The 25,181-nt window shown below is 63.7% G+C and carries 23 protein-coding genes; 16 read left to right on the plus strand and 7 right to left on the minus strand.

What is annotated here, in order from left to right:
* The first annotated feature begins 41 nt into the window (after positions 1-41).
* The 3 genes from BZL41_RS01530 (at position 42) to BZL41_RS01540 (ending at position 3,378) form a co-directional block, all read left to right on the plus strand.
* On the plus strand, positions 42-623 hold the full coding sequence (locus BZL41_RS01530) for an alpha/beta hydrolase (protein WP_095597668.1): 582 nt from the start codon (positions 42-44) through the stop codon (positions 621-623).
* Positions 624-633: 10 nt separating this feature from the next.
* Positions 634-1,551 (plus strand): sigma 54-interacting transcriptional regulator, encoded by a 918-nt coding sequence (locus BZL41_RS01535; RefSeq protein ID WP_095597669.1) that lies wholly within the window; start codon positions 634-636, stop codon positions 1,549-1,551.
* Between the two features lie 525 nt (positions 1,552-2,076).
* On the plus strand, positions 2,077-3,378 hold the full coding sequence (locus tag BZL41_RS01540) for an OprD family porin (RefSeq protein ID WP_095597670.1): 1,302 nt from the start codon (positions 2,077-2,079) through the stop codon (positions 3,376-3,378).
* Between the two features lie 95 nt (positions 3,379-3,473).
* Here BZL41_RS01540 and BZL41_RS01545 read toward each other — a convergent pair whose 3' ends face one another.
* Together BZL41_RS01545 and denD are read right to left on the minus strand one after the other, a co-directional pair.
* Positions 3,474-4,880, minus strand: coding sequence for a GntP family permease (locus BZL41_RS01545; protein ID WP_095597671.1), 1,407 nt, complete (start codon positions 4,878-4,880; stop codon positions 3,474-3,476).
* A gap of 61 nt (positions 4,881-4,941) precedes the next feature.
* A complete protein-coding gene (gene denD / locus BZL41_RS01550; RefSeq protein WP_095597672.1) occupies positions 4,942-5,901 on the minus strand; it encodes a D-erythronate dehydrogenase in 960 nt (319 codons plus the stop codon).
* 184 nt (positions 5,902-6,085) lie between these two features.
* Between denD and BZL41_RS01555 the strand changes: the two genes are divergently transcribed.
* The 5 genes from BZL41_RS01555 to otnI are packed head-to-tail and all read left to right on the plus strand — an operon-like array spanning position 6,086 to position 10,440.
* On the plus strand, positions 6,086-6,799 hold the full coding sequence (locus tag BZL41_RS01555) for a FadR/GntR family transcriptional regulator (protein ID WP_212633085.1): 714 nt from the start codon (positions 6,086-6,088) through the stop codon (positions 6,797-6,799).
* Complete coding sequence (gene ltnD, locus BZL41_RS01560; protein ID WP_256578058.1) at positions 6,696-7,736, plus strand: L-threonate dehydrogenase; 1,041 nt, start codon at positions 6,696-6,698, stop codon at positions 7,734-7,736. Before BZL41_RS01555 ends, ltnD begins: the two co-directional genes overlap by 104 nt.
* Before the next feature lie 3 nt (positions 7,737-7,739).
* Complete coding sequence (gene otnK / locus BZL41_RS01565) at positions 7,740-9,017, plus strand: 3-oxo-tetronate kinase (RefSeq protein ID WP_095597674.1); 1,278 nt, start codon at positions 7,740-7,742, stop codon at positions 9,015-9,017.
* Positions 9,014-9,655 (plus strand): 3-oxo-tetronate 4-phosphate decarboxylase, encoded by a 642-nt coding sequence (gene otnC, locus BZL41_RS01570; protein WP_095597675.1) that lies wholly within the window; start codon positions 9,014-9,016, stop codon positions 9,653-9,655. The genes otnK and otnC overlap by 4 nt, the downstream gene beginning before the upstream one ends.
* 8 nt (positions 9,656-9,663) lie before the next feature.
* The gene (otnI, locus tag BZL41_RS01575; protein ID WP_095597676.1) at positions 9,664-10,440 is read left to right on the plus strand and encodes a 2-oxo-tetronate isomerase; all 777 of its coding nucleotides are present in this window, start codon (positions 9,664-9,666) and stop codon (positions 10,438-10,440) included.
* Between the two features lie 77 nt (positions 10,441-10,517).
* On the opposite strand, the gene aguA is transcribed toward otnI, so the two are convergent.
* The 4 genes from aguA to BZL41_RS01595 all read right to left on the minus strand — a co-directional run bounded on the left by aguA (position 10,518) and on the right by BZL41_RS01595 (position 14,980).
* The gene (gene aguA, locus BZL41_RS01580) at positions 10,518-11,624 is read right to left on the minus strand and encodes an agmatine deiminase (RefSeq protein ID WP_095597677.1); all 1,107 of its coding nucleotides are present in this window, start codon (positions 11,622-11,624) and stop codon (positions 10,518-10,520) included.
* Positions 11,625-11,713: 89 nt separating this feature from the next.
* On the minus strand, positions 11,714-12,592 hold the full coding sequence (aguB, locus tag BZL41_RS01585; RefSeq protein ID WP_084335935.1) for an N-carbamoylputrescine amidase: 879 nt from the start codon (positions 12,590-12,592) through the stop codon (positions 11,714-11,716).
* Between the two features lie 249 nt (positions 12,593-12,841).
* Positions 12,842-13,486: a TetR/AcrR family transcriptional regulator gene (locus BZL41_RS01590; protein WP_095597678.1), complete on the minus strand. Its 645-nt coding sequence runs from the start codon at positions 13,484-13,486 to the stop codon at positions 12,842-12,844.
* A 117-nt stretch (positions 13,487-13,603) separates the two neighbouring features.
* A complete protein-coding gene (locus BZL41_RS01595) occupies positions 13,604-14,980 on the minus strand; it encodes a glutamine synthetase family protein (protein WP_095597679.1) in 1,377 nt (458 codons plus the stop codon).
* Between the two features lie 276 nt (positions 14,981-15,256).
* Here BZL41_RS01595 and BZL41_RS01600 point away from each other — a divergent pair, with 276 nt between their 5' ends.
* From BZL41_RS01600 to BZL41_RS01635, 8 genes are all read left to right on the plus strand, one after another.
* Positions 15,257-16,009, plus strand: a complete 753-nt coding sequence (locus BZL41_RS01600; protein WP_095597680.1) for a gamma-glutamyl-gamma-aminobutyrate hydrolase family protein — start codon at positions 15,257-15,259, stop codon at positions 16,007-16,009.
* 40 nt (positions 16,010-16,049) lie between these two features.
* Positions 16,050-17,408: a glutamine synthetase family protein gene (locus tag BZL41_RS01605; protein ID WP_095597681.1), complete on the plus strand. Its 1,359-nt coding sequence runs from the start codon at positions 16,050-16,052 to the stop codon at positions 17,406-17,408.
* Between the two features lie 57 nt (positions 17,409-17,465).
* Positions 17,466-18,833 (plus strand): aspartate aminotransferase family protein, encoded by a 1,368-nt coding sequence (locus BZL41_RS01610; RefSeq protein ID WP_095597682.1) that lies wholly within the window; start codon positions 17,466-17,468, stop codon positions 18,831-18,833.
* Positions 18,834-19,021: 188 nt separating this feature from the next.
* On the plus strand, positions 19,022-20,119 hold the full coding sequence (locus BZL41_RS01615) for a polyamine ABC transporter substrate-binding protein (protein WP_084335929.1): 1,098 nt from the start codon (positions 19,022-19,024) through the stop codon (positions 20,117-20,119).
* Positions 20,120-20,305: 186 nt separating this feature from the next.
* The gene (locus BZL41_RS01620) at positions 20,306-21,334 is read left to right on the plus strand and encodes a polyamine ABC transporter substrate-binding protein (protein ID WP_095597687.1); all 1,029 of its coding nucleotides are present in this window, start codon (positions 20,306-20,308) and stop codon (positions 21,332-21,334) included.
* 62 nt (positions 21,335-21,396) lie between these two features.
* On the plus strand, positions 21,397-22,554 hold the full coding sequence (gene potA / locus BZL41_RS01625) for a polyamine ABC transporter ATP-binding protein (protein ID WP_084335928.1): 1,158 nt from the start codon (positions 21,397-21,399) through the stop codon (positions 22,552-22,554).
* Positions 22,555-22,577: 23 nt separating this feature from the next.
* Complete coding sequence (locus BZL41_RS01630; RefSeq protein WP_174706126.1) at positions 22,578-23,459, plus strand: ABC transporter permease subunit; 882 nt, start codon at positions 22,578-22,580, stop codon at positions 23,457-23,459.
* A complete protein-coding gene (locus BZL41_RS01635) occupies positions 23,456-24,337 on the plus strand; it encodes an ABC transporter permease subunit (RefSeq protein ID WP_095597684.1) in 882 nt (293 codons plus the stop codon). Before BZL41_RS01630 ends, BZL41_RS01635 begins: the two co-directional genes overlap by 4 nt.
* Before the next feature lie 66 nt (positions 24,338-24,403).
* Here BZL41_RS01635 and BZL41_RS01640 read toward each other — a convergent pair whose 3' ends face one another.
* Positions 24,404-25,090: a DUF2931 family protein gene (locus tag BZL41_RS01640; protein ID WP_095597685.1), complete on the minus strand. Its 687-nt coding sequence runs from the start codon at positions 25,088-25,090 to the stop codon at positions 24,404-24,406.
* Positions 25,091-25,181 lie beyond the last annotated feature (91 nt).

The raw sequence follows: 25,181 nt of genomic DNA on the forward strand, positions 1-25,181 counted from the left end.
CTTCCTATACTGCCTGCTCGTGAACAGCAGGAGGCAGCGCCATGCGCAGCGAACCCATCCGCTATCTGATCGTGCCGGGCTGGCAAGGCTCCGCCGACGGCCATTGGCAAAGCCACTGGCAACGCAGCCTGCCGAACAGCGCCCGGGTGGAGCAGGCCGATTGGATGTTGCCGCGTCGTGCCGACTGGGTCGCCGAGCTGGAGCGCTCGGTGACGGCGGACGCCCGGCCGGTGGTGCTGATTGCCCATAGCCTCGGTTGTGTCACCGTGGCCCACTGGGCGGCCCAGGCGCCGACAGCATCGTTGAGTCGTGTGCGCGGCGCGCTGCTGGTGGCTCCGGCCGACGTAGAGCGGGTGGGTTGCCCTGAACCGTTGCGTAACTTCGCCCCCATCCCCCGCGGCCCGCTGCCGTTCCCGAGCCAACTGGTCGGCTCGGACAACGATGCGGCGGCCAGCGCGGTCCGGGCGCTGGAAATGGCGTGCGATTGGGGCGCGGAAGCGGCGATCCTGTCCGGCGCCGGCCACATCAATGTGAAGTCCGGCCACCGTCGTTGGGAGCAGGGGTTCGGCTATCACTATCGCCTGCAGAACCGCATCGAACAACTGGAGCGGCGCCGAGCCTGACTGGATTGCCATGACGTTTTCCGCTCCTCCCGCCTTGCTGACGCTGTCCGACGCGGACCGCAGCCCGCTGAGTATCCGGGCGCGCGCCCTGGTGTTCGCCGACCCCACCTCCCAACGGTTGCGCGCCGAGGTCGAACGGCTGGCGGCGAGCGCGCTGCCGGTGCTGATCCAGGGCGAGACCGGTAGCGGCAAGGAGCTGCTGGCGCGCCACATCCATCGCAGCAGCGACCGCCAGGGGCTGTTCGTCGCTGTGAATTGCGGCGCATTGAGCCCGAAGCACGCCGAGGCCGAGCTGTTCGGCCATGCTGCCGGAGCCCGTGCCGGAACGGCCGGGCGTGCCGGCTGGTTCGGCTCGGCGAATGGCGGCAGTCTCTACCTCGACGAGATCGGTGACCTGCCGCTCTCTCTGCAGGCCAAACTGCTGGCCGCCCTGGAGAATCGCGAGGTGATGCGAGTCGGCGCGCAGCGGCCGAATCCGCTCGATGTCCGCTTGCTGGCCGCGACCAGTATCGATTTGGTGCGAGCGGTGGAGGCCGGCACCTTCGACGAGCGTCTTTATCTCTACCTGAGCGAAGGCCGGCTGAATTGGCCACCGTTGCGCGAGCGGGTCGGCGACATCCTGCCCCTGGCCGAATACTTCCTCGGTATCTACGCCCAGCGGCTGGGCCTGTCGCCGCCGTTGCTCAGCCCCGAGGCCCAGCGGCAACTCGAAGGGTACATCTGGCCTGGCAATACCCGGGAGCTGGAAAATGTCATCCACTTCGCGCTGCTGGTCAGCAAGGGTGGGGATATCCAGCCGGAGCATCTCGGCCCGGCAAACCCCATGGCACTCATCGAGCGGCAGCTCGAACGGCTGCTGGCATCGCCCAGTCTTCGGGAGCCATTGCGGGAGATCCTGGCGTGCTCCGGGGCCGTGCCTGATCGCTGAAAGCCACCTGGCGTCGGCGTTTCGTGACATGGACCAAATTTTATTGGTCAGCCGAGTGGGGAGCTGAAGGTCGGCCTACGACTGTGATTGGCGGAAACCCGCCAAATTTATTATCAGCGTGGGCGGAAATTTGCCTATGGGTGCGCGGAAACACATCCGTAAATACTTTGAAATACCTCTGAAACAAGCGTGGCAGGGGTGATCGTAATGACTGGCACAATATCTGCCTTGGCTCGACCATCTCGATGATGCCATGTAAGGCCACTATAAAAAGATGAGAGAGCAGCCGATGAAACACTGCCGATATCCGGTGTTCGCCGTAACGCCCGTCTTCCCGTCCGCGGCCTTCGTCCGTCCACGGATCGAATACTCCTAGTTTTCCAACCGCATGCCTTGTACGCGACGGACCTTGTCCGCTCGTGCGACGGCGTGCGGTTTGTCGGATCCGGTCCCGGGGCTGCCGCTTCTCCCGTGAAGTTTCCCCGGACCGTTTTGCCCAACCGTAAACACACTGGAGAAACCATAATGAAAAAAACCACCCTGGCGCTGGCCGTCGCCGCCGGTACCCTGGGCATCACCCTCAGCCAGCAGGCGAGCGCTGCCGGCTTCTTCGAGGACAGCAAGGCTAGTCTGGAGCTGCGCAATTTCTACATGAACCGCGACTTCCGCCAGGACCTGGGCGAGCCGAACCCGCCGCGTGTCACCGGCAAGACCCCGGCCGAGTTCCGCAGCAAGTCCGAAGAGTGGGCACAGGGTTTCATCGTGCGTTACGAGTCGGGCTTCACCGAAGGCACCGTCGGCTTCGGTCTGGATGCCATCGGCACCCTGGGCGTGAAGCTGGATTCCGGTCGTGGTACTTCCGGCACTGGCTTGCTGCAAGTGGACAAGGAAACCGGTGAGGCTCAGGACACCTATGGTGATCTGGGCGCTACCGCCAAGGTCCGCGTATCCAAGAGCACACTGAAAGTCGGCACCCTGATGCCGAAGATGCCGGTGCTGGTGTCCAACGACTCGCGCTTGCTGCCGCAGAGCTTCCAGGGCGGCTGGCTGAATTCCGCCGAGATCGATGGCCTGACCTTCGACGCCGGCCAGATCAACCGCGTGAACCAGCGTGATTCCTCCGACCACGAGACCATGGTGATCAACACCGTTGGCCGCAAGGGCATCACCGGTATCAGCAACGTGGACAGCGATGAGTTCAACTTCGCCGGCCTGTCCTACAAGTGGAACGACAGCCTGACCACCAGCTACCACTACGGTGCACTGGACAACTTCTACAAGCAGAACTACCTGAGCCTGGTTCACGTCCTGCCGCTGGGCGACAAGCAATCGCTGAAGAGCGACCTGCGCTACGCCCGTTCCACCGATGATGGCCAGTCCAACGTCGACAACAAGGCTCTGGGCGGCCTGTTCACCTACACCCTGGGCTACCACGCCTTCGGCCTGGGTTACCAGAAGATGAGCGGCGACACCGGCTTCGCCTACGTCAACGGTACCGATGCCTACCTGGTGAACTTCGTCCAGATCAACGACTTCGCCAACGAGGACGAGCGTTCCTGGCAGGTTCGCTACGACTACAACTTCGCCGGCGTCGGCATCCCCGGCCTGACCCTGATGACCCGCTACATCACCGGCGACAACGTCGAGCGTGCCGATGGCAGCGAAGGTCGCGAGTGGGAGCGCAACACCGACATCGCCTACGTCTTCCAGGACGGCCCGCTGAAGAACCTGGGCGTCAAATGGCGTAACGCGACGGTACGCTCCAACTTCGGTAACGACCTGGACGAGAACCGCCTGATCGTCAGCTACACCCTGCCGCTGCTGTAAGCAGAGGCGTCATCCCGCTCCTCTGCACAAGGACGTGCATCGTCTTGCCGGCACCGCCCCCATGGGCGGGGCCGGCTTTTTTATGTCCGCTCCATTCAACCCAGGATGGCGTTGAATAGCAGCAGCGTGACCAGCGCAGTGAACCAGCAGAGCGTGGTGGGGACCGACCAGGTAAGCAACTGATGCTTGGCGTTCTTCACGCCCAGCAGCCGGTTGACCACCCAGAAATAGCTGTCGTTGAAGTAGCCGAACACCATGGAGCCGATGGCGGCGGCCTGGGCGGCGAAGACCATGTTGACGTCCGGGATGGCCGCGAGGATCGGCGCCGAGATTGACGCACCGGTGATCATCGCCACGGTACCGCTGCCCTGGATCAGGCGCACCAGCGAGGCGATCACGAAGGGAATCAACACTGCCGGCAGCGGCAGGGTCGCTACCCATTCGCCCATGTACTGGCCGGCGCCGCTATCGCGCAGTACCGCACCGAGGGCGCCGCCGGCACCGGTGACCAGCAGGATGATGCCGGCACTTTCCACGCCCTTTTCCATCTCTGCGATCACGTCATCGCGCGGCATGCGTGGCACCAGCCCGTAGATCGCCACGACCACGCCGAGCCCGACCGCGATCACCGGATTGCCGATAAAGGCGCAGACTTGGCCGATCACCCCCTGGCTGATCGACGCGTCGCCGTTGAGCTTGGCCAGCGCGCCGACCAGGGTGTTGGTGAAAATCAGCAGGATCGGCAGGGCGATCGGCAGCACCGACAGCCACAGCGGCGGCAGTTCGCGCTCGCGGGCATCGGCTTGGTCGAGTACCTGCTGGTAGGCTTGGCGCGGGTCGAGGGAAACGTGGTTGTCGCGCTGGATCATCGCCTCGATGCGTGGCCCCATGAAGCGGGCGTAGGCGATCAGCACGAACAGGCCGGGAATGGTGAACACCACGCCCCAGAAGATCATCAAGCCGATGTCGATGTTGAAAATGCCGGCGATACCCAGGGGGCCGGGCGTCGGCGGGACCGCGTGGTGGGTCAGCATCAGGCCTCCGGCCAGGGCGATGCCGAGGGTCAGCACGGACTTGCCGGTATTGCGCGACAACGCGCGCACCAGCGGATTAAGGATGACAAAGGCGGAATCGCAGAAGATCGGAACGGACACGATATAGCCGGTGATGGCCATCGCCCATTCCTCGCGCTTGCTGCCGAGCCAGCGGATGAAGCTGTAGGCCATCCGTTCGGCGGCGCCGGAGACTTCCAGCAGGCGGCCCATCATGACGCCGAAGCCGATCACCAGGCCGATGGTGGAGAGCGTGGCACCGAAGCCGGTGGTGATGGATTTGACCAGCGCATCCGGCGCCATGCCGCCGACCAGGCCGGCGATGGAGGCGGCGCAGACCAGCGCGAGCAGGGCGTGGATGCGGGTGCGCAGGACCAGCACGATGAGCACGAAGATGGCCAGCACCAGGCCGACCATCAGCTGCGGTCCCGCGATTGCGGTTGCGTTCATGGAGTTTCCCTCTTGTTTTTATCGTCGGGTTGGGAATGGCGGCGCCCGTAGGCACCGGGAGTCACTGGACTGCCATAAAGCGTTGGTGCGCTTTCACCACGGCATCGAAGTCTTCGTCGACGTGGAAGCCCAGCCGCAGCGGCCGCTCGATATCGAAGTCGCCAGGCCAGCTGCAGACGATGCGCTGCACGCGTTCGTCCGGCTCTTGGCTGACCAGTGCCCGTGCCGCTTCGCCGCCGATGCGGGCGAGGCTGTCGAGCATCTGGCTGACCCGCACGCTGATGCCGGGCAGGTTGAGCGTGCGGCGCAGGCCGAGGGCCGCACCTTCGAGGCGTGCCGCGTGGACGAGGTTGGCGATCACCGTGTCCGGCGAAGACAGCCACAGGCGTGTGTCCAGCGGTACCGGGCAGTTGCTCGGTTCGCCGGCCAGCGGTTCGCGGATGATGCCGCTGGCGAATGACGAGGCCGCCGCGTTCGGCTTGCCGGGGCGCACCGAGATGGTCGGCAGGCGGCACACCCGGCCATCGATGAAGCCTTTGCGCGAGTAATCGTTGATCAGCAGCTCGGCCATGGCTTTCTGCGCGCCGTAGGAGGATTGCGGCAGCGGCGCCAAGTCTTCGGGCACCCGCTCCGGCAGCTCGCCGCCGAACACCGCCAGGGAGCTGGCGAACACCAGTTTCGGGGCGTTGGCGCGATGGCGGCAGGCTTCCAGCAGCACGCGGGTAGCATCCAGATTGACGCGCATGCCGAGGTCGAAATCCGCTTCGGCCTGGCCGCTGACCACGGCGGCCAGGTGATAGACGAGGGCGGTATCGGCATCGATGAGCGGGGTGATGAAGGTAGGATCGGCAACATCGCCGATCACCGACTCGACCCGTGGGTCCTGCACGGGGCAGGTGGCCAGATCGATGGAGAGAATGCCGGACAGGCCGGGCACGAGGTCGCTCGCGGTGGAGCTGAGCAAGGCCTCGATCAGACGGCTGCCGAGAAAGCCGGCACCACCGGTGACTACGATCTTCATGTATCGCACTCCACTGAGGAGAATACCCGGGTGTGTCGGGACACCCCGGATTCTTGTTGTCGAAGAACTGCGTGACAAGCAGTTGTCATGTTGTATGATGAATTTACGTTGAGCGCAACCTGTCCATGGGCCGATTTCTGCCATGAGGCCGAAATGAAGCCGGGCCGGTTGCCGGGAGAATTGAGTGGAAGCACTGAACGAAGCCACACCGAAGCTGGCCGAGCGCCTGGCCAAGCGCCTCATCGAGGCGATCCAGGAAGGCCGCCTGGCCGCCGGCAGCCGCCTGCCCACCGAGCAGGCGCTGTGCGAGCAGTACGGGGTCAGCCGCACCGTGGTGCGCGAGGCCATTTCCATGCTCAAGCGCGAAGGCATGGTCGCGTCGCGCCAGGGCAGCGGCACCTATGTGACCGCCAATCCGTCGGTGGCGCTGCGGCTGGCGCCGCCCCAGGGCAACTTCGAGGCGGTGGTGGAAATCCTGGAAATCCGTAGCGCCCTGGAAATCAAGGCAGCCGAACTGGCGGCCAAGCGACGGACCAATGCGCAACTGCGGGCCATGCGCAACGCTCTGGCCGAACTGGACGAAGCCGTCGAGCGCGGCGAGGACGGCGTCCGCGAGGACCTGGCCTTCCATCGCTCCATCGTGCTCGCCACCGGCAACCAGCACTTCGTCGAAACCATCGATTTTCTCCACCAACTGCTGCAACAGGCGATCAGCATCACCCGGCGCAACGAGGCGCGGAATCGGGAGTACATGCGGCAGGTCGACCAGGAGCACCTGGCGCTGGTGGAAGCCATTGCGGCAGGGAACGGCGAGGCCGCACGCCACGCCGCGTCCCTGCATCTGCAAAACGCCGAAGGCCGCCTGCGCGAGGCGCGACGAGAGGCCGACGGCTCCTGACAATAAGCACAAGAGGGTCCCCCACATGACTGCTGTTTCCTCCACCATCGGCGTGATCGGCCTCGGCTCCATGGGCTTGGGCATGGCCCGCTCGCTGCTCCGCGCCGGGCTGCCCGTCTGGGGCTATGACATTCGCGAAGAGGTGCGCAATGCCTTCGTGGCCGAAGGTGGCCGGCCGCTGGCCTCGCTGGGCGAGGGGGCGGAGACAGCGGAGGTGCTGTTCATCGTGGTGGTCAATGCCGCACAGACCGAATCGGTGCTGTTCGGCAGCGAGGGGATCGCTTCGCGCCTGCGTTCCGGCACAGTGGTGGTGGCTTGCGCGACCATCCCGGCGGCGGCTGCGCGGCGTATCGCCGAGCGTCTGGCCGAGCACGGGGTACTGATGCTGGATGCGCCGATTTCCGGCGGTGCCGTGCGGGCCGCGGCCGGCGAGCTGACGGTCATGGCGTCCGGCCCGGAAGAGGCGTTCCGGCGGGCCGAAACCGCTCTTGGCGCCGTGGCGGCCAAGGTCTACCGGCTCGGTACGGAAGCCGGGCAGGGTTCGCAGATCAAGCTGGTCAACCAACTCCTCGCCGGTGTGCACATCGCCGCGGCAGCCGAGGCCATGGCCTACGGTATCCGCCAGGGCTGCGACCCCGAGGCGCTGTACGAGGTGATCAGCCACAGCGCGGGTAATTCCTGGATGTTCGAGAACCGCGTGCCGCATTTGCTGGCCGGCGACTACCGGCCGCGTTCGGCGGTGGACATCTTCGTCAAGGACCTCGGCCTGGTGCTGGACAGTGCCCAGGAGGCGGTCTTTCCGCTGCCGCTCACCGCCAGCGCGCACCAGATGTTCAAGCAGGCGTCCGCCGCTGGCCATGGCCGTGAGGACGACATCGCCGTGGCGAAGATTTTCCCCGGTATCCGCCTGCCCGCCGCTGCCAACGAGGAGGGCTGAGCCATGCCGCTGATCGGATGCATCGCCGACGATTTCACCGGCGCCACCGACCTCGCCAGCATGCTGGTGCGCGGCGGTGCCCGTACCGTGCAGACCATCGGTGTGCCGGAGCACCTGCTCGACCTGGAAGGCGCCGATGCCCTGGTGGTGGCGCTGAAGTCGCGCAACCTGGTACCGGCCGAGGCGGTCGCGCAATCGCTGCGGGCCCTGGAGTGGCTGCGTGCGCAGGGCTGCCGGCAGTTCTACTTCAAATATTGTTCGACCTTCGACTCCACCGCCGAAGGCAACATCGGCCCGGTCGCCGATGCGCTACTCGATGCCCTCGACAGCGACTTCACCGTGGCCTGCCCGGCGCTGCCGGACAATCGCCGCAGCGTGTTCAACGGCTACCTGTTCGCCAACGACGTGCCGCTCAACGAGAGCGGCATGCAGGACCATCCGCTGACGCCGATGCACGACGCTAACCTGCTGCGCGTGCTGCAGCCACAGACCCGCCGCCGCGTCGGCCTGATCGACTACCGCACCCTGCGTGCCGGCGTCGAGGCGACCCGTGTGCGGATTGCTGCGCTGCGCGCCAACGGTGTCGGCATTGCCATCAGCGATGCCATCGATAACAGCGACCTGGACGTATTGGGTGCCGCCTGCGCCGACCTGCCGCTGGTCACCGCCGGCTCCGGCCTGGCCTTGGGCCTGACGGCGCACTGGCGTGCCTCGGGCGAGCTGGGTGGTAGCCGGGATGCCGGTCGCCTGGAACAGCCCTGGGGCCGCCAGGCGATCCTCAGCGGCAGTTGTTCGCGCGCCACGCTGGGCCAGATCGAACAGGCCAGGTCCGCTTTTCCGGCGTTCCGCCTGGAAGCGGCCGAGCTGATGACGCGTGGTGACGCGCTGGTGGCCGAAGCCCTGGCCTGGAGCGCCGAGCATGGCCGGGAAGGGCCGGTACTGATTTATGCCAGCAGTGCGCCGGACGAGGTGCGCCGTGTGCAAGAAGCCTTCGGCGGTCAGGTCGTGGGTGAGCGTATCGAAGCCGCGCTGGCGGCCATCGCCAAGGGGTTGGTGGAAGAGCAGGGGGTCGGGCAGTTGCTGGTGGCCGGCGGCGAGACCTCCGGCGCGGTGGTCGGCGTCCTGGGCGTCGAAGGGCTGCGCATCGGACCGAGCATCGATCCCGGCGTGCCCTGGACCCAAACCCTCAAGCAGGGCGGCCGCCCGCTCAGCCTGGCGCTGAAGTCCGGCAACTTCGGCAGCGCCGATTTCATGGTCAAGGCCTGGGGGATGCTGGCATGAGCAAGGAAAGCACCCTGCGCGAACAGATCGTCAGGATCGGCCGCTCGCTGCACCTGCGCGGCCTTAGCCCCGGCTCCTCGGGGAACATCAGCGCACGCCTGGATGACGGCTGGCTGCTGACCCCGACCAATGCCTGCCTGGGCGAGCTGGATCCGGCAGACATCGCCAAGCTGGATTGGGACGGCAACCACCTGGCCGGCAAGCCCGCCTCCAAGGAAGCCTTCCTGCACCGCGCGGTCTACGAAGGCCGCGAGGAATCCGGGGCCATCGTGCACCTGCATTGCACCCACTCGGCGGCGGTGTCCTGTCTCGATTGCCTCGACGCGAAATCCTGCCTGCCGCCGCTGACGCCCTATTTCGTCATGCGGGTCGGCCGCCTGCCGCTGATCCCGTACCATCGCCCCGGCGATCCGAAGCTGGGCGAGGCGATTCGCGGGCTGGTCGGTCGGCACAGCTCGGTGCTGCTGGCCAATCATGGCCCGGTGGTTTCCGGCAAGGATCTGGAGGCGGCGACCTATGCCATCGAAGAACTGGAGGAGACCGCCAAGCTGTACCTTCTCCTGCGCCAGCAGCCGGTCCGCCTGCTCAACGACGAACAAATCGAAGAACTGCGCCAGACCTTCGGCGCCCAGTGGTGAGAACGCCCATGCCCCGATTCGCCGCGAACCTCAGCATGCTGTTCAACGATGTGCCCTTCCTCGAACGCTTCGGCCGCGCCGCCGCCGCCGGTTTCAAGGGCGTCGAGTACCTGTTCCCCTATGAGTACGCCCCGGCCGAACTGGTCGAGCGCTTGCAGAACCATGGACTGGCCCAAGTGCTGTTCAACCTGCCGCCGGGCGATTTCGCCGCCGGAGAGCGTGGTCTGGCAGCGCTGCCGGGACGAGAGTCGGAGTTTCGCGAAAGCGTCGATCGCGGCGTCGAATACGCCCGCGCCCTCGGCTGTCCGCGCCTGCATGCCATGGCCGGGCTGGTGACCGACGAAAGCCAGCGCCCGCGCATGCGCGAAACCTATCTGGAAAACCTGCGCTATGCCGCGCGCCGCCTGGCCGAGCACGGGTTGACCCTGCTGATCGAGCCGATCAACACGCGCAGCATTCCGGGCTATTTCATCAACCGGCAGGCCGAGGCCCACGCCATTCTGGCCGAGCTGGGCGAACCCAACCTGCGGGTGCAATTGGATTTCTTCCATGCGCAGATCATGGAGGGCGACCTGACCGCCACCTTCAAGCGCTTCCAGGCCGGGGTCGGTCATATCCAGATAGCCGGCGTGCCGGATCGCCACGAGCCGGATACCGGTGAGGTGAACTATCCGTACCTGTTCCGCCTGCTCGACGAAGCCGGCTACGACGGCTGGATCGGCTGCGAGTACAACCCGCGCGGCCTGACCGAAGACGGCCTCGACTGGTTCGCGCCCTGGCGCTGATCGCTTCCCGTTGTCCGCTTGTCCCTTGCCCGACCGGCATTGCCGTTCGGGCATTTTTTGCGTGGAGGGGCAGGCGCTCAGCGTCGTTGCGGCGCCGGCTGTTGCTGGGTGATGCAATGGATATTGCCGCCGCCCAGAAGGATTTCCCGGCCCGGCACCATCACCACCTCGTGCTGCGGAAACAGCCGTTTGAGGAGGGCTTCGGCCTCGGCGTCTTCCGGCTCGTCGAAGCGCGGCGCAACGATGCCGCCGTTGACGATCAGGAAGTTCACGTAGGACCCGGCCAGCCGGACCTTCGGGCTGCGCTCCTGGCTGCCGGCAGCGAGGTCGACGCCGGCGCACTCGTCTTCGCTGGCGTAGAGCGGGCCGGGGATCGGCATCTTGTGCACGGTCAGGGCGCGGCCCTTGGCGTCGCGGGCCTGCTCCAGCACGCGCATGGCCGCCTGGCAGCGCGGGTAGTTGGGGTTCTGCGGGTCGTCGGTCCAGGCCAGCAGCACTTCGCCCGGGCGCACATAGCAGCAAAAGTTGTCCACATGGCCGTCGGTCTCGTCGTTGTAGAGGCCGTCCGGCAGCCAGATCACCGTCTCGATGGCCAGGTGCTCGCGCAGCATGTCCTCGATTTTCTCGCGGGACAGGTGCGGATTGCGGTTGCGGTTGAGCAGGCATTCCTCGGTGGTGATCAGCGTGCCTTCGCCATCCACGTGGATGGAGCCGCCCTCGAGCACGAAGCCTTCGGTGCGGTAGCGGTCGCAGCGTTCGATTTCGAGGATCTTGCTCGCCACTTGATCGTCGCGTTGCCAGGGCCAGTAGAGGCCGCCGTCGAAGCCGCCCCAGGCATTGAAGGTCCAGTCCACGCCGCGCACGCCGCCGTTGCCGTCGATGACGAAGGTGGGGCCGGTATCACGCACCCAGGCGTCGTCGGTGGTGATTTCCACCACGCGGATGTTGGGGTGATCGAGGCGGGCCCGGGCGTTTTCGTACTGTGCGGCGGATACGCAAACGGTGACCGGCTCGAAACGGGCGATGGCCTTGGCCACCGCGGTGAAGGCCGTCTGTGCCGGCTTGCCGCCGAGCCGCCAGTTGTCAGGGCGTTCCGGCCAGACCATCCAGGTCTGACTGTGGGGTTCCCATTCGGCGGGCATGCGGTAACCGTCGGCGCGGGGGGTACTGGTCAGGGTTGTCATCTCATAGAACCTTGCGGGCTGTCGTTCATTGCGCCGGGCTCGCAGGCGCGACCCCGCTCGCGGTCGTCAGCGAGCGGGTGCTCGGTTTCTCAGGATTCCAGGGAGCCGTCCAGGGTCTTGATCGGGCCGTACAGGTTCGGCCGGCGATCACGGAACACGCCCCAGGCGCTGCGGATGCCCTCCAGCTTGTCCAGGTCGAAGCTGTGCACCAGGACGCCTTCTTCGGTCTCGTTCAGCTCTTCCACCTTGGCGCCGAACTGGTCGGCGATGAACGACGAGCCGTAGAAGTCGATGTGATAGTCGCCCTGGTCTTCGCGGCCGATGCGGTTGCTGGCGATCAGCGGGATCAGGTTGGCACCGGCGTGGCCCTGCTGCACGCGCTGCCAATGATCGCGCGAGGTAATGGTCGGGTCATGCGGCTCGCTGCCGATGGCAGTCGGGTAGAAGAACAGCTCGGCACCGAGCAGCGCCATGCTGCGCGCGGTCTCCGGGAACCACTGGTCCCAGCAGATGGCCACGCCGATCTTGGCGTAGCGGGTCTGCCAGACCTTGAAGCCGGTATCGCCGGGGTTGAAATAGTACTTCTCGTGGTAGCCGGGACCATCCGGGATATGACTCTTGCGGTACACGCCGAGCATTTTGCCGTCGGCGTCGATGATGGCGATGCTATTGAAGCGCGCGCGGCCCGCCAGTTCGAAGAAGCTGATCGGCAGCACCACCTTGAGTTCGGCGGCGACCTTCTGGAAATGCTTGATGGCGGGGTTGTCTTCCACCGGGGTGGCCAGTTGCAGGTACTCGGCGTTCGGCTTCTGGCAGAAGTAGGGGGTTTCGAACAGTTCCTGGATCAGGATGATCTGCGCACCCTTGGCAGCGGCCTGGCGAACCAGTTTCTCGGCATTGGCGATATTCGCGTCGCGATCCCAGGAGCAGGCCATTTGTGTGGCGGCGACGGTAACGATACGGGACATAGGCACCTCGTGAGTGAGACGGAAGCCGGGTCTACTGACCTTAGCAGAGGCCCGGTGACAATCAGCCGGCCAAGGTGGGCGGTTCGGCGATTGCGGATTTATATCCGATAAAAATCGGTTTTTGAAGAGGGCGCACGGAAAATCTCTCTGCCAGGGTCAGCATAGCGCTTCGTCTGGAATTCAATGATGTGGTGCGCAATCGCTTTGACAAGGGGTTGAGGGATAAATGCGGATAAAAATCTGTTTATTTCAAGGGGCGATTGGTTGCGGTCGTTTCGGTAGGTGGGGTGGCAGGTAGAGCGCGAGGTAGGCATCGAACACGCGCATGCCTTCCTCGGCCATGCGCGGCGTGATGGTGCCGTGCAGTTGTACCGAGCGGGCATAGACGCGGTCGCCCAGCTCCATGGCCAGGGCGAAGACATCCACGTCCTCGGGCAGCGGCGGCAGTGGGAAGTGCCGGTCGAACAGGATGTGCATCAGGCGGCCCAGCTCCAGGTCATGCTGGCGGTCGGCCTGGGTGACCTCGGTGAGTCCGTGCTGGGCAAGGATGAGCTGGCGGGCGGCGGTATCCGCGGCGTAGATCGCCAGCATGCGCTCCTCGACGATACGTGACAGGTCGCGCCAGTCGCGCAGGCTGACATGGTCGATGGGCTCTTGCAGGCAGGCGCGGAAAGCGGCATGGACGTCGGCGGTCAGGGCTTCGAGCAGTGCCGGCACGCTGGCGAAGAAGTGATAGACCGAGGACGGCGGCATCTCCGCGCGTTCCGCCACGCTGTAGATCGACAGGCCACCGACGCCCGCCTCGGCCAGCAATTCCCGTGCGGCGGCAAGTATGCTGGCGATCCTCGCCTGGCTGCTGGCTCGCGGTTTACGGGCGGTGGCGGGGCGCGTCATTGGCTGTCTCCTTTCCTGGGAGGCGCTATTGGACGTCAGCCGGTGGCCGGCTCGCAAGATGCGGGAAATCGGGGTGGGATAAAGAACGACGCCGGCAAGTAGCCGGCGTCGAGTGCGTCACACGGTATGCAGGTACCAGTTGTACTCGAGGTCGGAGATCGAGTGCTCGAACTCCTCCAGCTCGCTTTCCTTACAGGCGACGAAGATGTCGATGTAGTCCGGGCTGATGTAGCGCGCCATGATCTCGCTGTCGTCCAGCTCGCGCAGGGCATCGCGCAGGTTGTTCGGCAGGCTCTGCTCGACCTGTTCGTAGGAATTGCCCTCGATCGGCTCGCCCGGCTCGATCCGGTTGGTCAGGCCGTGGTGGACGCCGGCGAGCACTGCCGCCATCAGCAGGTACGGGTTGGCGTCGGCACCGGCGACGCGGTGTTCGATGCGCACCGCGTCCGGGCTGCCGGTAGGCACGCGCAGGGCCACGGTGCGGTTATCCAGGCCCCAGCTCGGCGCGTTGGGCACGTAGAACTGTGCGCCGAAACGGCGGTACGAGTTCACGTTCGGACAGAGGAAGGCCATCGACGCGGGCATGGTCTCCAGCACACCGCCGACCGCGTGGCGCAACGCGGCGTTCTGCTGGGGATCATCGGTGGCGAAGATGTTCTTGCCGTCCTTGTCGAGAATCGAGATGTGCACGTGCAGGCCGTTGCCCGCCTGGCCCGGATAGGGCTTGGCCATGAAGGTGGAGTCCATTTCATGGTCGTAGGCGATGTTCTTGATCAGCCGCTTGAGCAGCACCGCGTAGTCGCAGGCCTTGATCGGGTCGGCGACGTGGTGGAGGTTGACTTCGAACTGCGCCGGCGCGCTTTCCTTGACGATGGCATCGGCCGGGATGCCCTGGTCCTTGGCGCCCTCGAGGATGTCCTGCAGGCAGTCGACGTATTCGTCGAGGTCGTCGATCAGGTACACCTGGGTCGACTGCGGACGCTTGCCGGAAATCGGCGAGCGCGGCGGCTGCGGGCGCCCGTTCACGTTTTCCTGGTCGATCAGGTAGAACTCGAGTTCGAAGGCGGCGCAGATGGTCAGGCCCAGTTCGTCGAACTTCGCGACCACCTGGCGCAATACCTCCCGCGGATCGGCGAAGAAGGGCGTGCCGTCCAGCTCGTGCATGGTCATCAGCAGTTGCGCCGTCGGGCGCTTCTGCCAGGGTTCCTTGCTCAGGGTATTGGGGATGGGGAAGCAGATACGGTCGGCGTCGCCGATATCCAGGCCCAGACCGGTGCTTTCCACCGTCGAACCGTTGATGTCCAAGGCGAAGAGCGAGGCGGGGAGGTTGATGCCTTTCTCGTAGACTTTATGGAGGCTGTTGCGTTCGATGCGCTTGCCGCGCACCACTCCATTCATATCTGCAATAAGAAGGTCGACGAACTGGACCTCAGGATGTTCCTTAAGGAACGCGTTCGCTTCGTTAAGCTGAACGGCACGCGGGGGTACCGACATGATGCAACACCTTTATTGTTAAAAATATCAATCATTCGAGCGCTCTAGGCTGAGTCAATCTTAAACGCCTGATACTGTCAAGAGCGCTCCATTCTGCCCTAAAAAAGGTCTGCATGGCCAATTTTGGGGCGTTTCAGGGCATTATGAAGCGGCTTGCGACCGCTGCCGGCGCGGTGCTCAGTGAGGCGTGTTCAATTTTTTACAGCCCTATTGTGTAAAAAAATGAACAAGGCTAAGCTCGGTCGCAACCCATAACAGCTATAAGACGGGTGACCCATGCCTCGCCTGCCGTTGATCGGCGTGACCGCCTGCACCAAGCAGATCGGTTTGCATCCTTACCATATCGCCGGCGACAAATACCTTCGTGCCGTCGCCGTGGCCGCCGGGGGATTGCCTCTGATCGTTCCGGCCCTCGCCGAACTGATCGACCAGCCGACCTTGCTGGCCAGCCTCGACGGCCTGCTCTTCACCGGTTCGCCGTCGAACGTCGAGCCTCATCATTACCAGGGGCCGGCGAGCGAGCCTGGCACGCATCACGACCCCTCCCGCGACCGTACCACTTTGCCGCTGATCCGTGCGGCGGTGGAGGCCGGCCTGCCGATATTCGGCATCTGCCGCGGATTCCAGGAAATGAATGTGGCATTCGGCGGCAGCCTGCACCAGAAGGTGCATGAAGTCGGCCCGTTCATGGATCACCGCGAACCGGAAGGTGAATCGCTGGACATCCAGTACGCCCCCAGCCATACGCTGCATGTGCAGCCGGGTGGGGTTCTCGCAGGGCTCGGACTGCCCAGCGAAATTCACGTCAATTCGATTCATGGCCAGGGCGTTGAACGTCTGGCGCCGGGCCTGCGCATCGAAGCCCTGGCGCCCGACGGGTTGATCGAGGCTTTCTCGATCGAGGGAGCCAAGAGCTTTGCCCTCGGGGTGCAATGGCATCCAGAATGGCAAGTGCGGGACAACCCTCATTATCTCGCCCTCTTCCAGGCCTTTGGTGAGGCTTGCAGGGAGAGGGCGGGGCAACGCTGAGCCGACGCGGGAACGTCGGTCTCTCAACCCTGAGGTCTTTATGACTACCAAGCTCGACCAGCTCACCAGCTGGCTGAAAGAACGCAAAATCACCGAAGTTGAATGCTTGATCAGCGATCTTACTGGCATCGCCCGCGGTAAGATCTCGCCGACCAACAAGTTCCTCGACGAAAAAGGAATGCGCCTCCCGGAAAGCGTCCTGCTGCAGACCGTGACCGGCGATTACGTCGAGGACGACATCTATTACGAACTGCTCGACCCGGCGGACATCGACATGTTCTGCCGCCCAGACGAGAACGCCGTGTTCCTCGTGCCCTGGGCCATCGAGCCCACCGCCCTGGTGATCCACGACACCTTCGACAAGATGGGCAACCCCATCGAGCTGTCGCCGCGCAACATCCTCAAGAAGGTACTGAAACTCTATGCCGACAAGGGTTGGCAGCCGATCGTCGCCCCGGAGATGGAGTTCTACCTGACCAAGCGCTGCGAAGACCCGGACTTCCCGTTGCAGGCGCCGCTGGGACGTTCCGGCCGTCCGGAAACCGGCCGCCAGTCCTTCTCCATCGACGCGGCGAACGAATTCGACCCGTTGTTCGAAGATATGTACGACTGGTGCGAGTCCCAGGAGCTGGATCTGGATACGCTGATCCACGAGGAAGGCCCGGCGCAGATGGAGATCAATTTCCGTCACGGCGAGCCGCTGTCGCTGGCCGACCAGATTTTGGTGTTCAAGCGCACCATGCGCGAGGCCGCGCTCAAGCACAACGTGGCGGCGACCTTCATGGCCAAGCCGATCACCGACGAGCCGGGCAGTGCCATGCACCTCCACCAGAGCGTGGTCGACGTCAAGACCGGCAAGAATATCTTCTCCAACGAAGACGGCACCATGAGCGAACTCTTCCTGCACCACGTGGGTGGCCTGCAGAAGTTCATCCCCGAGGTGCTGCCGCTGTTCGCCCCGAACGTCAACTCGTTCCGCCGCTTCCTGCCGGATACCTCGGCGCCGGTGAACGTCGAATGGGGGGAGGAGAACCGTACCGTGGGCCTGCGCGTGCCGGACTCCAACCCGCAGAACCGCCGCGTGGAAAACCGCCTGGCCGGTGCCGACGCCAACCCCTACCTGGCCATCGCCGCCAGCCTGCTGTGCGGTTACATCGGCATGGTGGAAGGCATCAAGCCGAGCGCTCAGGTCAAGGGACGCGGTTACGAACGGCGCAACCTGCGCCTGCCGCTGACCCTGGAAGCCGCGTTGGAGCGCATGGAGAACTGCCAGACGCTGCAGAAATACCTCAGTCCGAAATTCGTCACCGGCTACGTGGCGGTGAAGCGGGCCGAGCATGAAAACTTCAAACGGGTAATCAGCTCCTGGGAACGCGAGTTCCTGCTGTTCTCCGTCTGACCGACGCGTGGCCGGCGGCAGGTCGCCGGCCACGTATAAAGAGGAAGAGGTGTCGATATGAATAGCCAGGCGACGAACGCCCAGACCCAGGAATGGCAAGCGCTTAGCCGCGCCCATCATTTGCCGCCGTTCACCGACTACAAACTGCTCAACGAGAAGGGCGCGCGGATCATCACCCGGGCCTCCGGCGTGTACCTCTGGGACAGCGAAGGCAACAAGATTCTCGATGGCATGGCCGGCCTGTGGTGCGTCAACGTCGGCTACGGTCGCGAAGAGCTGGTCGAAGCCGCGACGCGGCAGATGCGCGAGCTGCCCTACTACAACCTGTTCTTCCAGACCGCCCACCCGCCGGCCATCGCGCTGGCCAAGGCGATCGCTGAGGTCGCGCCGGAAGGCATGAACCATGTGTTCTTCACCGGTTCGGGTTCCGAGTCCAACGATACCGTGCTGCGTATGGTCCGCCATTACTGGGCGATCAAGGGCCAGCCGCAGAAGAAGGTGATCATCGGCCGCTGGAACGGCTACCACGGCTCCACCGTGGCCGGCGTCAGCCTGGGTGGCATGAAGGCGTTGCACAACCAGGGCGATCTGCCGATCCCCGGCATCGAGCACATCGACCAGCCGTACTGGTACGGCGAGGGCGGTGACCTGAGCCCGGACGAGTTCGGCATCAAGGTGGCCGAGCAGCTCGAGCGCAAGATTCTCGAAGTCGGCGAAGACAAGGTCGCCGCCTTCATCGCCGAACCTATCCAGGGTGCCGGCGGCGTGATCATCCCGCCGGAAACCTACTGGCCGAAGATTCGCGAAATCCTGTCGCGCTACGACATCCTGTTCATCGCCGATGAGGTGATCTGCGGGTTCGGCCGTACCGGCGAGTGGTTCGGCAGCCAGTACTACGGCAACGCACCGGACCTGATGCCGATCGCCAAGGGGCTGACTTCCGGCTACATCCCCATGGGCGGTGTGGTGGTGCGTGACGAGATCGTCGAAACCCTCAACGAGGGCGGCGAGTTCTACCACGGCTTCACCTATTCCGGGCATCCGGTGGCCGCCGCCGTGGCATTGGAAAACATCCGCATCCTCAAGGAAGAGAAGATCGTCGAGCGGGTGAAAAATGAAACGGCACCGTATTTGCAGCAACGCTGGCAGGAGCTGGCCGATCATCCGCTGGTAGGGGAAGCGCGTGGTCTAGGCTTGGTGGGAGCGCTGGAACTGGTGCGGAACAAGAAGACGCGTGAGCGTTTCGCGGAGCAGGGTGTGGGCATGGTCTGCCGCGAGCACTGTTTCCGTAACGGCCTGATCATGCGCGCGGTGGGTGACACCATGATCATTTCGCCGCCGCTGGTGATCAGCAAAGCGGAGATCGACGAGTTGATCGTCAAGGCGCGCAAGTGCCTCGATCTCACCGCCGCCGCGGTGTTGTGACGAAAGAAGGGGCGTGTCCGGCTCGACCTCGTGGAGAGTTGTAAACGCGCCCCGGACCTTGCCAGACTGCGCCAGTGCGTTGGCCAGGCTCACCGTGTGGTGACGTCCAGTGAAGGTTTGGGAATAATCCCCCGGATTCTGGGCAAGCCACCGCTCGGACACTTAAACAACAACAGGAGCTGTTACGCATGAAAATCTTCGGCAAGACTCTTCTCGCGCTGTCCCTGGCGGGCGCCCTGGCGGGTGCGGCGCAGGCGGAAGACAAGGTACTGCACGTCTACAACTGGTCCGACTACATCGCCGAGGACACCCTGGCGAACTTCGAGAAAGAGACCGGCATCAAGGTGGTCTATGACGTCTTCGACAGCAACGAAGTGCTGGAAGCCAAGCTGCTCTCCGGCGGTTCGGGCTACGACGTGGTGGTGCCGTCCAACCCCTTCCTGGCCAAGCAGATCAAGGCCGGCGTGTTCCAGAAGCTGGACAAGTCCAAGCTGCCGAACTGGAGCAACCTGAACAAGGATCTGCTGAAGGCGCTGGACCCGAGCGATCCGGGCAACCAGTACTCCATTCCTTACATGTGGGGCACCATCGGCATCGGCTACAACGTCGACAAGGTCAAGGCCGCGCTGGGCGATAACGCCCCGGTGGATTCCTGGGACCTCGTGTTCAAGCCGGAAAACATCGCCAAGCTCAAGGGCTGCGGCGTCAGTTTCCTCGACTCGCCGACCGAGATTCTCCCGGCCGCCCTGCACTACCTCGGCTACAAGCCGGATACCACCAAGGCCGATGAACTGAAGAAGGCTGAAGAGCTGTTCCTGAAGATTCGTCCGAGCGTGACCTACTTCCATTCCTCCAAGTACATCTCCGACCTGGCCAACGGCGACATCTGCGTGGCCATCGGTTACTCGGGCGACATTTACCAGGCCAAGTCCCGCGCCGAAGAAGCCAAGAACGGCGTGAACATCTCCTACAACATTCCCAAGGAAGGCGCCGGTAGCTTCTTCGACATGCTGGCCATCCCGGCCGATGCGAAGAACGTGGACAACGCCCACGTGTTCCTCAACTACCTGATGAAGCCGGAGGTCATGGCTTCGATCACCAACTTCGTGCAGTTCCCCAACGGCAACGCGGCAGCGACTCCGCTGGTGGACGAAGCGATCCGCACCGACCCGGGCATCTACCCGAGCGATGATGTGATGAAGAAGATCTACACCTTCCCGGATCTGGACGCCAAGACCCAGCGGACCATGACCCGCAGCTGGACCAAGATCAAGTCCGGCAAGTGACCGCGAGCCGGCCGGTGGACTGGTGTCGCCGGCCGGCCAACCCGAACCTGATATCCATTCGCAGTCGCCACACGGCACCCTGCCCGTGTGGCTGGCTGCGGGGCACGACAAGAGGACGATCGCGTGCACACATCCATCCGTAACAGCTTGATTCTCGCCGGTACCCTGGCCGTGCTGAGCAGTGCTATGGCCGATTCCAAGGTGCACGTGTACAACTGGTCCGACTATATCGGCGAGACCACCCTGGACGACTTCCACAAGGCCACCGGTATCACGGCGGTGTACGACGTCTTCGACTCCAACGAGACGCTCGAAGGCAAGTTGCTGGCAGGCCGCTCCGGCTACGACGTGGTGGTGCCGTCCAACCATTTCCTCGGCAAGCAGATCAAGGCCGGCGCCTTCCAGAAGCTGGACAAGAGCCTGCTGCCCAACTGGGGCAACCTCGATTCCGCCCTGCTCAAGCAACTCGAGGTCAACGACCCCGGCAACCAGTACGCGGTGCCTTACCTCTGGGGCACCAATGGCATCGGCTATAACGTCGAGAAGATCAAGGCGGTGCTCGGTGTCGAGCGGATCGACTCCTGGGCCGTGCTCTACGAGCCGGAGAACATCAAGAAACTGGCCGGTTGCGGCGTGGCGCTGCTCGATTCGGCCGACGAGATGATCCCGTCGATGCTGAACTACCTCGGGCTCGATCCCAACAGCCAGAACCCCGAGGATTACAAGAAGGCGGAAGAACGGCTGATGGCCATCCGCCCCTATGTGACCTATTTCCACTCTTCCAAGTACATCTCCGACCTGGCGAACGGTAACATCTGCATCGCCGCGGGCTACTCCGGCGACATCTTCCAGGCCAAGGCCCGGGCGGAAGAGGCGGGCAAGGGCGTGGTCATCGACTACGTGATCCCGCGCGAGGGTGCCAACCTCTGGTTCGACATGCTGGCCATCCCGGCCGATGCGGCCAACCCCAAGGAAGCCCACGCCTTCATCAACTACCTGCTCGAGCCCGAGGTGATCGCCAAGGTCAGCGATTACGTGGGCTACGCCAATCCCAATACCAAGGCGGGCGAGTTGATGGATCAGGACGTTCGTAGCGACGAAGCGGTCTACCCGCCCCAGGCGGTGCTGGACAAGCTGTACGTTTCGGCCGAATTACCGGCGAAGGTGCAGCGCCTCATGACCCGGACATGGACCAAGGTCAAATCCGGTAAGTAAAGAAATGAACAATAAGGTTCGGCCGCCGGGGCCGGGCCCTCGATAAGTTGGGAGTTGCGGTAATGGCGATAGCCTCCTCCGGTGCTTACAAGAAAGCCCTGACCGGCGATCAGCAGCCCAAAGAGGTACTGGTCAAAATCGACCGGGTAACCAAGAAGTTCGACGAGACGGTGGCGGTGGACGATGTGTCCCTGACCATCAACAAGGGCGAAATCTTCGCCCTGCTCGGCGGTTCCGGTTCCGGTAAATCAACCCTGCTGCGCATGCTTGCCGGTTTCGAACGGCCGACCGAGGGGCGCATCCTGCTCGATGGCGAGGACATCACCGACATGCCGCCTTACGAGCGGCCGATCAACATGATGTTCCAGTCCTACGCGCTGTTTCCGCACATGAGCGTGGAGCAGAACATCGCCTTCGGCCTCAAGCAGGACGGCCTGCCCAAGGCCGAGATCGCCGAGCGCGTGGCGGAAATGCTCAAGCTGGTGCAGATGACCCAGTACGCCCGGCGCAAGCCGCACCAGCTCTCTGGCGGCCAGCGCCAGCGCGTGGCGCTGGCCCGTTCGCTGGCCAAGCGGCCGAAGCTGCTGCTGCTCGACGAGCCGATGGGCGCCCTGGACAAGAAGCTGCGTTCGCAGATGCAGCTCGAACTGGTGGAAATCATCGAGCGTGTCGGCGTGACCTGCGTGATGGTGACCCACGATCAGGAAGAGGCCATGACCATGGCCCAGCGCATCGCCATCATGAACCAGGGCTGGATTGCCCAGACCGGCAGTCCGGTGGACATCTACGAGACCCCGGCCAGCCGCCTGGTCTGCGAGTTCATCGGCAACGTCAACCTGTTCGAGGGCGAAATCGTCACCGACGACGCCGACCACGCGGTAATCAACTGCCCGCAGCTGGATAAGCCGATCTACATCGGCCACGGCATCAGCACCCGGGCGGAAGAGACCCATATCACCTACGCCTTGCGCCCGGAAAAACTGCTCATGGCCAGCACCCTGCCGGCGGACCACGAGCACCCCGAGTACAACTGGTGCAACGGGACCGTGCATGACATCGCCTACCTGGGTGGCCACTCGGTGTATCACATCAGGCTTTCGTCCGGGCAGATCGTCCAGGCCTTCATCGCCAACGCCGAGCGGCGCGGCAAGCGTCCGACCTGGGATGACCCGGTGGTGGTGTACTGGGAGGACGACAGCGGCGTGGTGCTGCAATCATGAGCCTGTCCAAACTGAGCCGACTGCTGCCGCGGGGCCGGCATGCAGTCATCGGCGTACCCTTCGTCTGGCTGTTCCTGTTCTTCCTGCTGCCGTTCTTCATCGTCCTGAAGATCAGCTTCGCCATGGCCGACGTGGCGATTCCGCCGTATACGGAAATCTACAGCTACGCCGACCAGCAACTGCAGGTGGTGCTCAACCTGGGCAACTACCTGATGCTCAGCGAAGACGAACTGTACCTGGCGGCCTACCTGGGCTCGCTGCAGACCGCTTTCTTCAGCACCCTGCTGTGCCTGCTGATCGGCTACCCGATGGCCTACGCCATCGCCCGGTCGTCGAAGGAGATGCAGACCGTCTACCTGCTGCTGATCATGATGCCGACCTGGACCGCGATCCTGATCCGCGTCTACGCCTGGATGGGCATCCTCAGTAGCAACGGCCTGCTCAACAACCTGCTGATGGGCATCGGCCTGATCGATGAGCCACTGCAGATCCTCAACACCAACGTCGCGGTGTACATCGGCGTGGTCTATTCCTATCTGCCATTCATGGTCCTGCCGCTCTATGCCAACCTCGTGAAGCACGACATGAGCCTGCTGGAAGCCGCCTCCGACCTGGGCTCGAGCAACTTCAACAGCTTCTGGAAGATCACCGTGCCGCTGTCGAAGAACGGCATCATCGCCGGCTGCATGCTGGTGTTCATCCCGGTGGTCGGCGAGTTCGTCATCCCCGAACTGCTCGGCGGGCCGCAGACCCTGATGATCGGCAAGGTGCTCTGGCAAGAATTCTTCAACAACCGCGACTGGCCGGTGGCATCCGCCCTGGCGGTGATCATGCTGGCGATCCTGATCGTCCCGATCATCCTGTTCAATCGCAACCAGGCTAAAGAACTGGAGGGCCGGTCATGAAGCGCTTCGGTTTTTCCAACCTCATGCTCTGGGCGGGGCTGCTGTTCATCTACCTGCCGATGGTCATCCTGGTCATCTATTCCTTCAACGGTTCGCGCCTGGTGACCGTATGGGGCGGCTGGTCGGTGAAGTGGTATGTCGGCCTGCTCGACAACAGCCAACTGATGAGTGCGGTGGCCCGCTCCCTGGAAATCGCTTTCTACACCGCCATCGCCGCGACCGCGCTGGGTACCCTGGCCGCGTTCGTCCTGACCCGCGTTCCGCGTTTCCGGGGCCGGACCCTGTTCGGTGGCCTGGTCACCGCGCCGCTGGTCATGCCCGAGGTGATCACCGGCTTGTCGCTGCTGCTGCTGTTCGTGGCCATGGCGCAACTGATCGGTTGGCCGGCACAGCGGGGCATCCTGACCATCTGGATCGCCCACACCACCTTCTGTTCGGCCTATGTGGCCGTGGTGGTCTCGGCGCGCCTGCGAGAGCTGGACCTGTCCATCGAGGAAGCTGCCATGGACCTGGGCGCCAAGCCGTGGAAGGTGTTCATCCTGATCACCATCCCGATGATCGCGCCCTCGCTGGCGGCGGGGGCGATGATGTCTTTCGCCCTGTCGCTGGACGATCTGGTGCTGGCGAGCTTCGTCTCCGGTCCCGGTTCCACCACCTTGCCGATGGAAATCTTCTCCGCCGTGCGCCTGGGCGTGAAGCCGGAAATCAACGCCGTGGCCAGCCTGATTCTGCTGGTGGTGTCCTTCGCCACCTTCCTCGCCTGGTACTTCACCCGCCGCGCCGAAGAGCGCCGCAAGCGGGCGATGCAGCAGGCCATGGAAGTCATGGCCGAAGAGGCGGCGGGCTCCTCGTGGAAACCGGGCACCCAAGCGGCCTGACCGACGTTCGGAAACGAAAAGCCCGCGCGCTCCAGCGCGGGCTTTTTCATTTCAGAGAGCGGGCGATTACCACGAGCCATAGGGCACACCAAATTTCTCGACGTAGGCTTTGGATTCCTCGGACAGCTCGTCATACACCGTCGACTCACCTAGCCATGGCCCACGCGGATCGACCTTGCCCACGACACGGGTGACTTCGATGGGGGCAAGGCAGGGGGCTTGCAGCCAGACTTTGGCGATACCCCCCGGCGCTAGGCCGATGGTCAGGAAATTGCGATAACCGGTGACCCACTTGCCATCCAGGTTGCAGTAGGCTTTTTCCGGCTTGAGCATGAGTTGTCGCGCTTTCTCGGGTATCTCGATGTACGCCTCGTAAGTTTGCGGCTCCACCAGGGATTGCCAATTCACGTAAATGACTCGGGGGAGGTCGGCACCGATCACATGTTTTCCGCCACCGCCTCCAGGCATTGTCGGCCACCCTTTAGGATTGCCTTTGAATTCAGTGGGGATACCCTTGCTGAAAGCACGCGGATATCCCATTGAAACGGTGCCTCCCAATACGTTCGAAAAGCCTCGGTTTTTGATATCTACGACTTCGCTGGTTTCGACCCAAACTTCCATGTAATCCGGGGAAAAAAAGCTCAGGTACCAGGAGTCGTAAGGCAGGGAATGGCCGCGTCCATTGGCGCAACCGGCGAGCACACTCAGCAGTGACAGCAAACAGGCATTGAGCAGGAAGCGGGTGTTATTCATTGGGGTAGATCACTCGCTGATGGTTGTCGGCCGGGCGGTTGACGAAGACCGTATCCAGGTCGCTGCCATTCCGGCCCACGGCTGCATTCCA

Source organism: Pseudomonas sp. PIC25, assembly GCF_002286785.1.
GTDB lineage: Bacteria > Pseudomonadota > Gammaproteobacteria > Pseudomonadales > Pseudomonadaceae > Pseudomonas_M.

Coding starts and splice junctions, on each gene's coding strand:
- BZL41_RS01530 (WP_095597668.1), top strand. CDS start 42: ATGCGCAGCGAACCCATCCGCTATCTGATCGTGCCGGGCTGGCAAGGC.
- BZL41_RS01535 (WP_095597669.1), top strand. CDS start 634: ATGACGTTTTCCGCTCCTCCCGCCTTGCTGACGCTGTCCGACGCGGAC.
- BZL41_RS01540 (WP_095597670.1), top strand. CDS start 2,077: ATGAAAAAAACCACCCTGGCGCTGGCCGTCGCCGCCGGTACCCTGGGC.
- BZL41_RS01545 (WP_095597671.1), bottom strand. CDS start 4,880: ATGAACGCAACCGCAATCGCGGGACCGCAGCTGATGGTCGGCCTGGTG.
- denD (WP_095597672.1), bottom strand. CDS start 5,901: ATGAAGATCGTAGTCACCGGTGGTGCCGGCTTTCTCGGCAGCCGTCTG.
- otnK (WP_095597674.1), top strand. CDS start 7,740: ATGCCGCTGATCGGATGCATCGCCGACGATTTCACCGGCGCCACCGAC.
- otnC (WP_095597675.1), top strand. CDS start 9,014: ATGAGCAAGGAAAGCACCCTGCGCGAACAGATCGTCAGGATCGGCCGC.
- otnI (WP_095597676.1), top strand. CDS start 9,664: ATGCCCCGATTCGCCGCGAACCTCAGCATGCTGTTCAACGATGTGCCC.
- aguA (WP_095597677.1), bottom strand. CDS start 11,624: ATGACAACCCTGACCAGTACCCCCCGCGCCGACGGTTACCGCATGCCC.
- aguB (WP_084335935.1), bottom strand. CDS start 12,592: ATGTCCCGTATCGTTACCGTCGCCGCCACACAAATGGCCTGCTCCTGG.
- BZL41_RS01590 (WP_095597678.1), bottom strand. CDS start 13,486: ATGACGCGCCCCGCCACCGCCCGTAAACCGCGAGCCAGCAGCCAGGCG.
- BZL41_RS01595 (WP_095597679.1), bottom strand. CDS start 14,980: ATGTCGGTACCCCCGCGTGCCGTTCAGCTTAACGAAGCGAACGCGTTC.
- BZL41_RS01600 (WP_095597680.1), top strand. CDS start 15,257: ATGCCTCGCCTGCCGTTGATCGGCGTGACCGCCTGCACCAAGCAGATC.
- BZL41_RS01605 (WP_095597681.1), top strand. CDS start 16,050: ATGACTACCAAGCTCGACCAGCTCACCAGCTGGCTGAAAGAACGCAAA.
- BZL41_RS01610 (WP_095597682.1), top strand. CDS start 17,466: ATGAATAGCCAGGCGACGAACGCCCAGACCCAGGAATGGCAAGCGCTT.
- BZL41_RS01615 (WP_084335929.1), top strand. CDS start 19,022: ATGAAAATCTTCGGCAAGACTCTTCTCGCGCTGTCCCTGGCGGGCGCC.
- BZL41_RS01620 (WP_095597687.1), top strand. CDS start 20,306: ATGGCCGATTCCAAGGTGCACGTGTACAACTGGTCCGACTATATCGGC.
- potA (WP_084335928.1), top strand. CDS start 21,397: ATGGCGATAGCCTCCTCCGGTGCTTACAAGAAAGCCCTGACCGGCGAT.
- BZL41_RS01635 (WP_095597684.1), top strand. CDS start 23,456: ATGAAGCGCTTCGGTTTTTCCAACCTCATGCTCTGGGCGGGGCTGCTG.
- BZL41_RS01640 (WP_095597685.1), bottom strand. CDS start 25,090: ATGAATAACACCCGCTTCCTGCTCAATGCCTGTTTGCTGTCACTGCTG.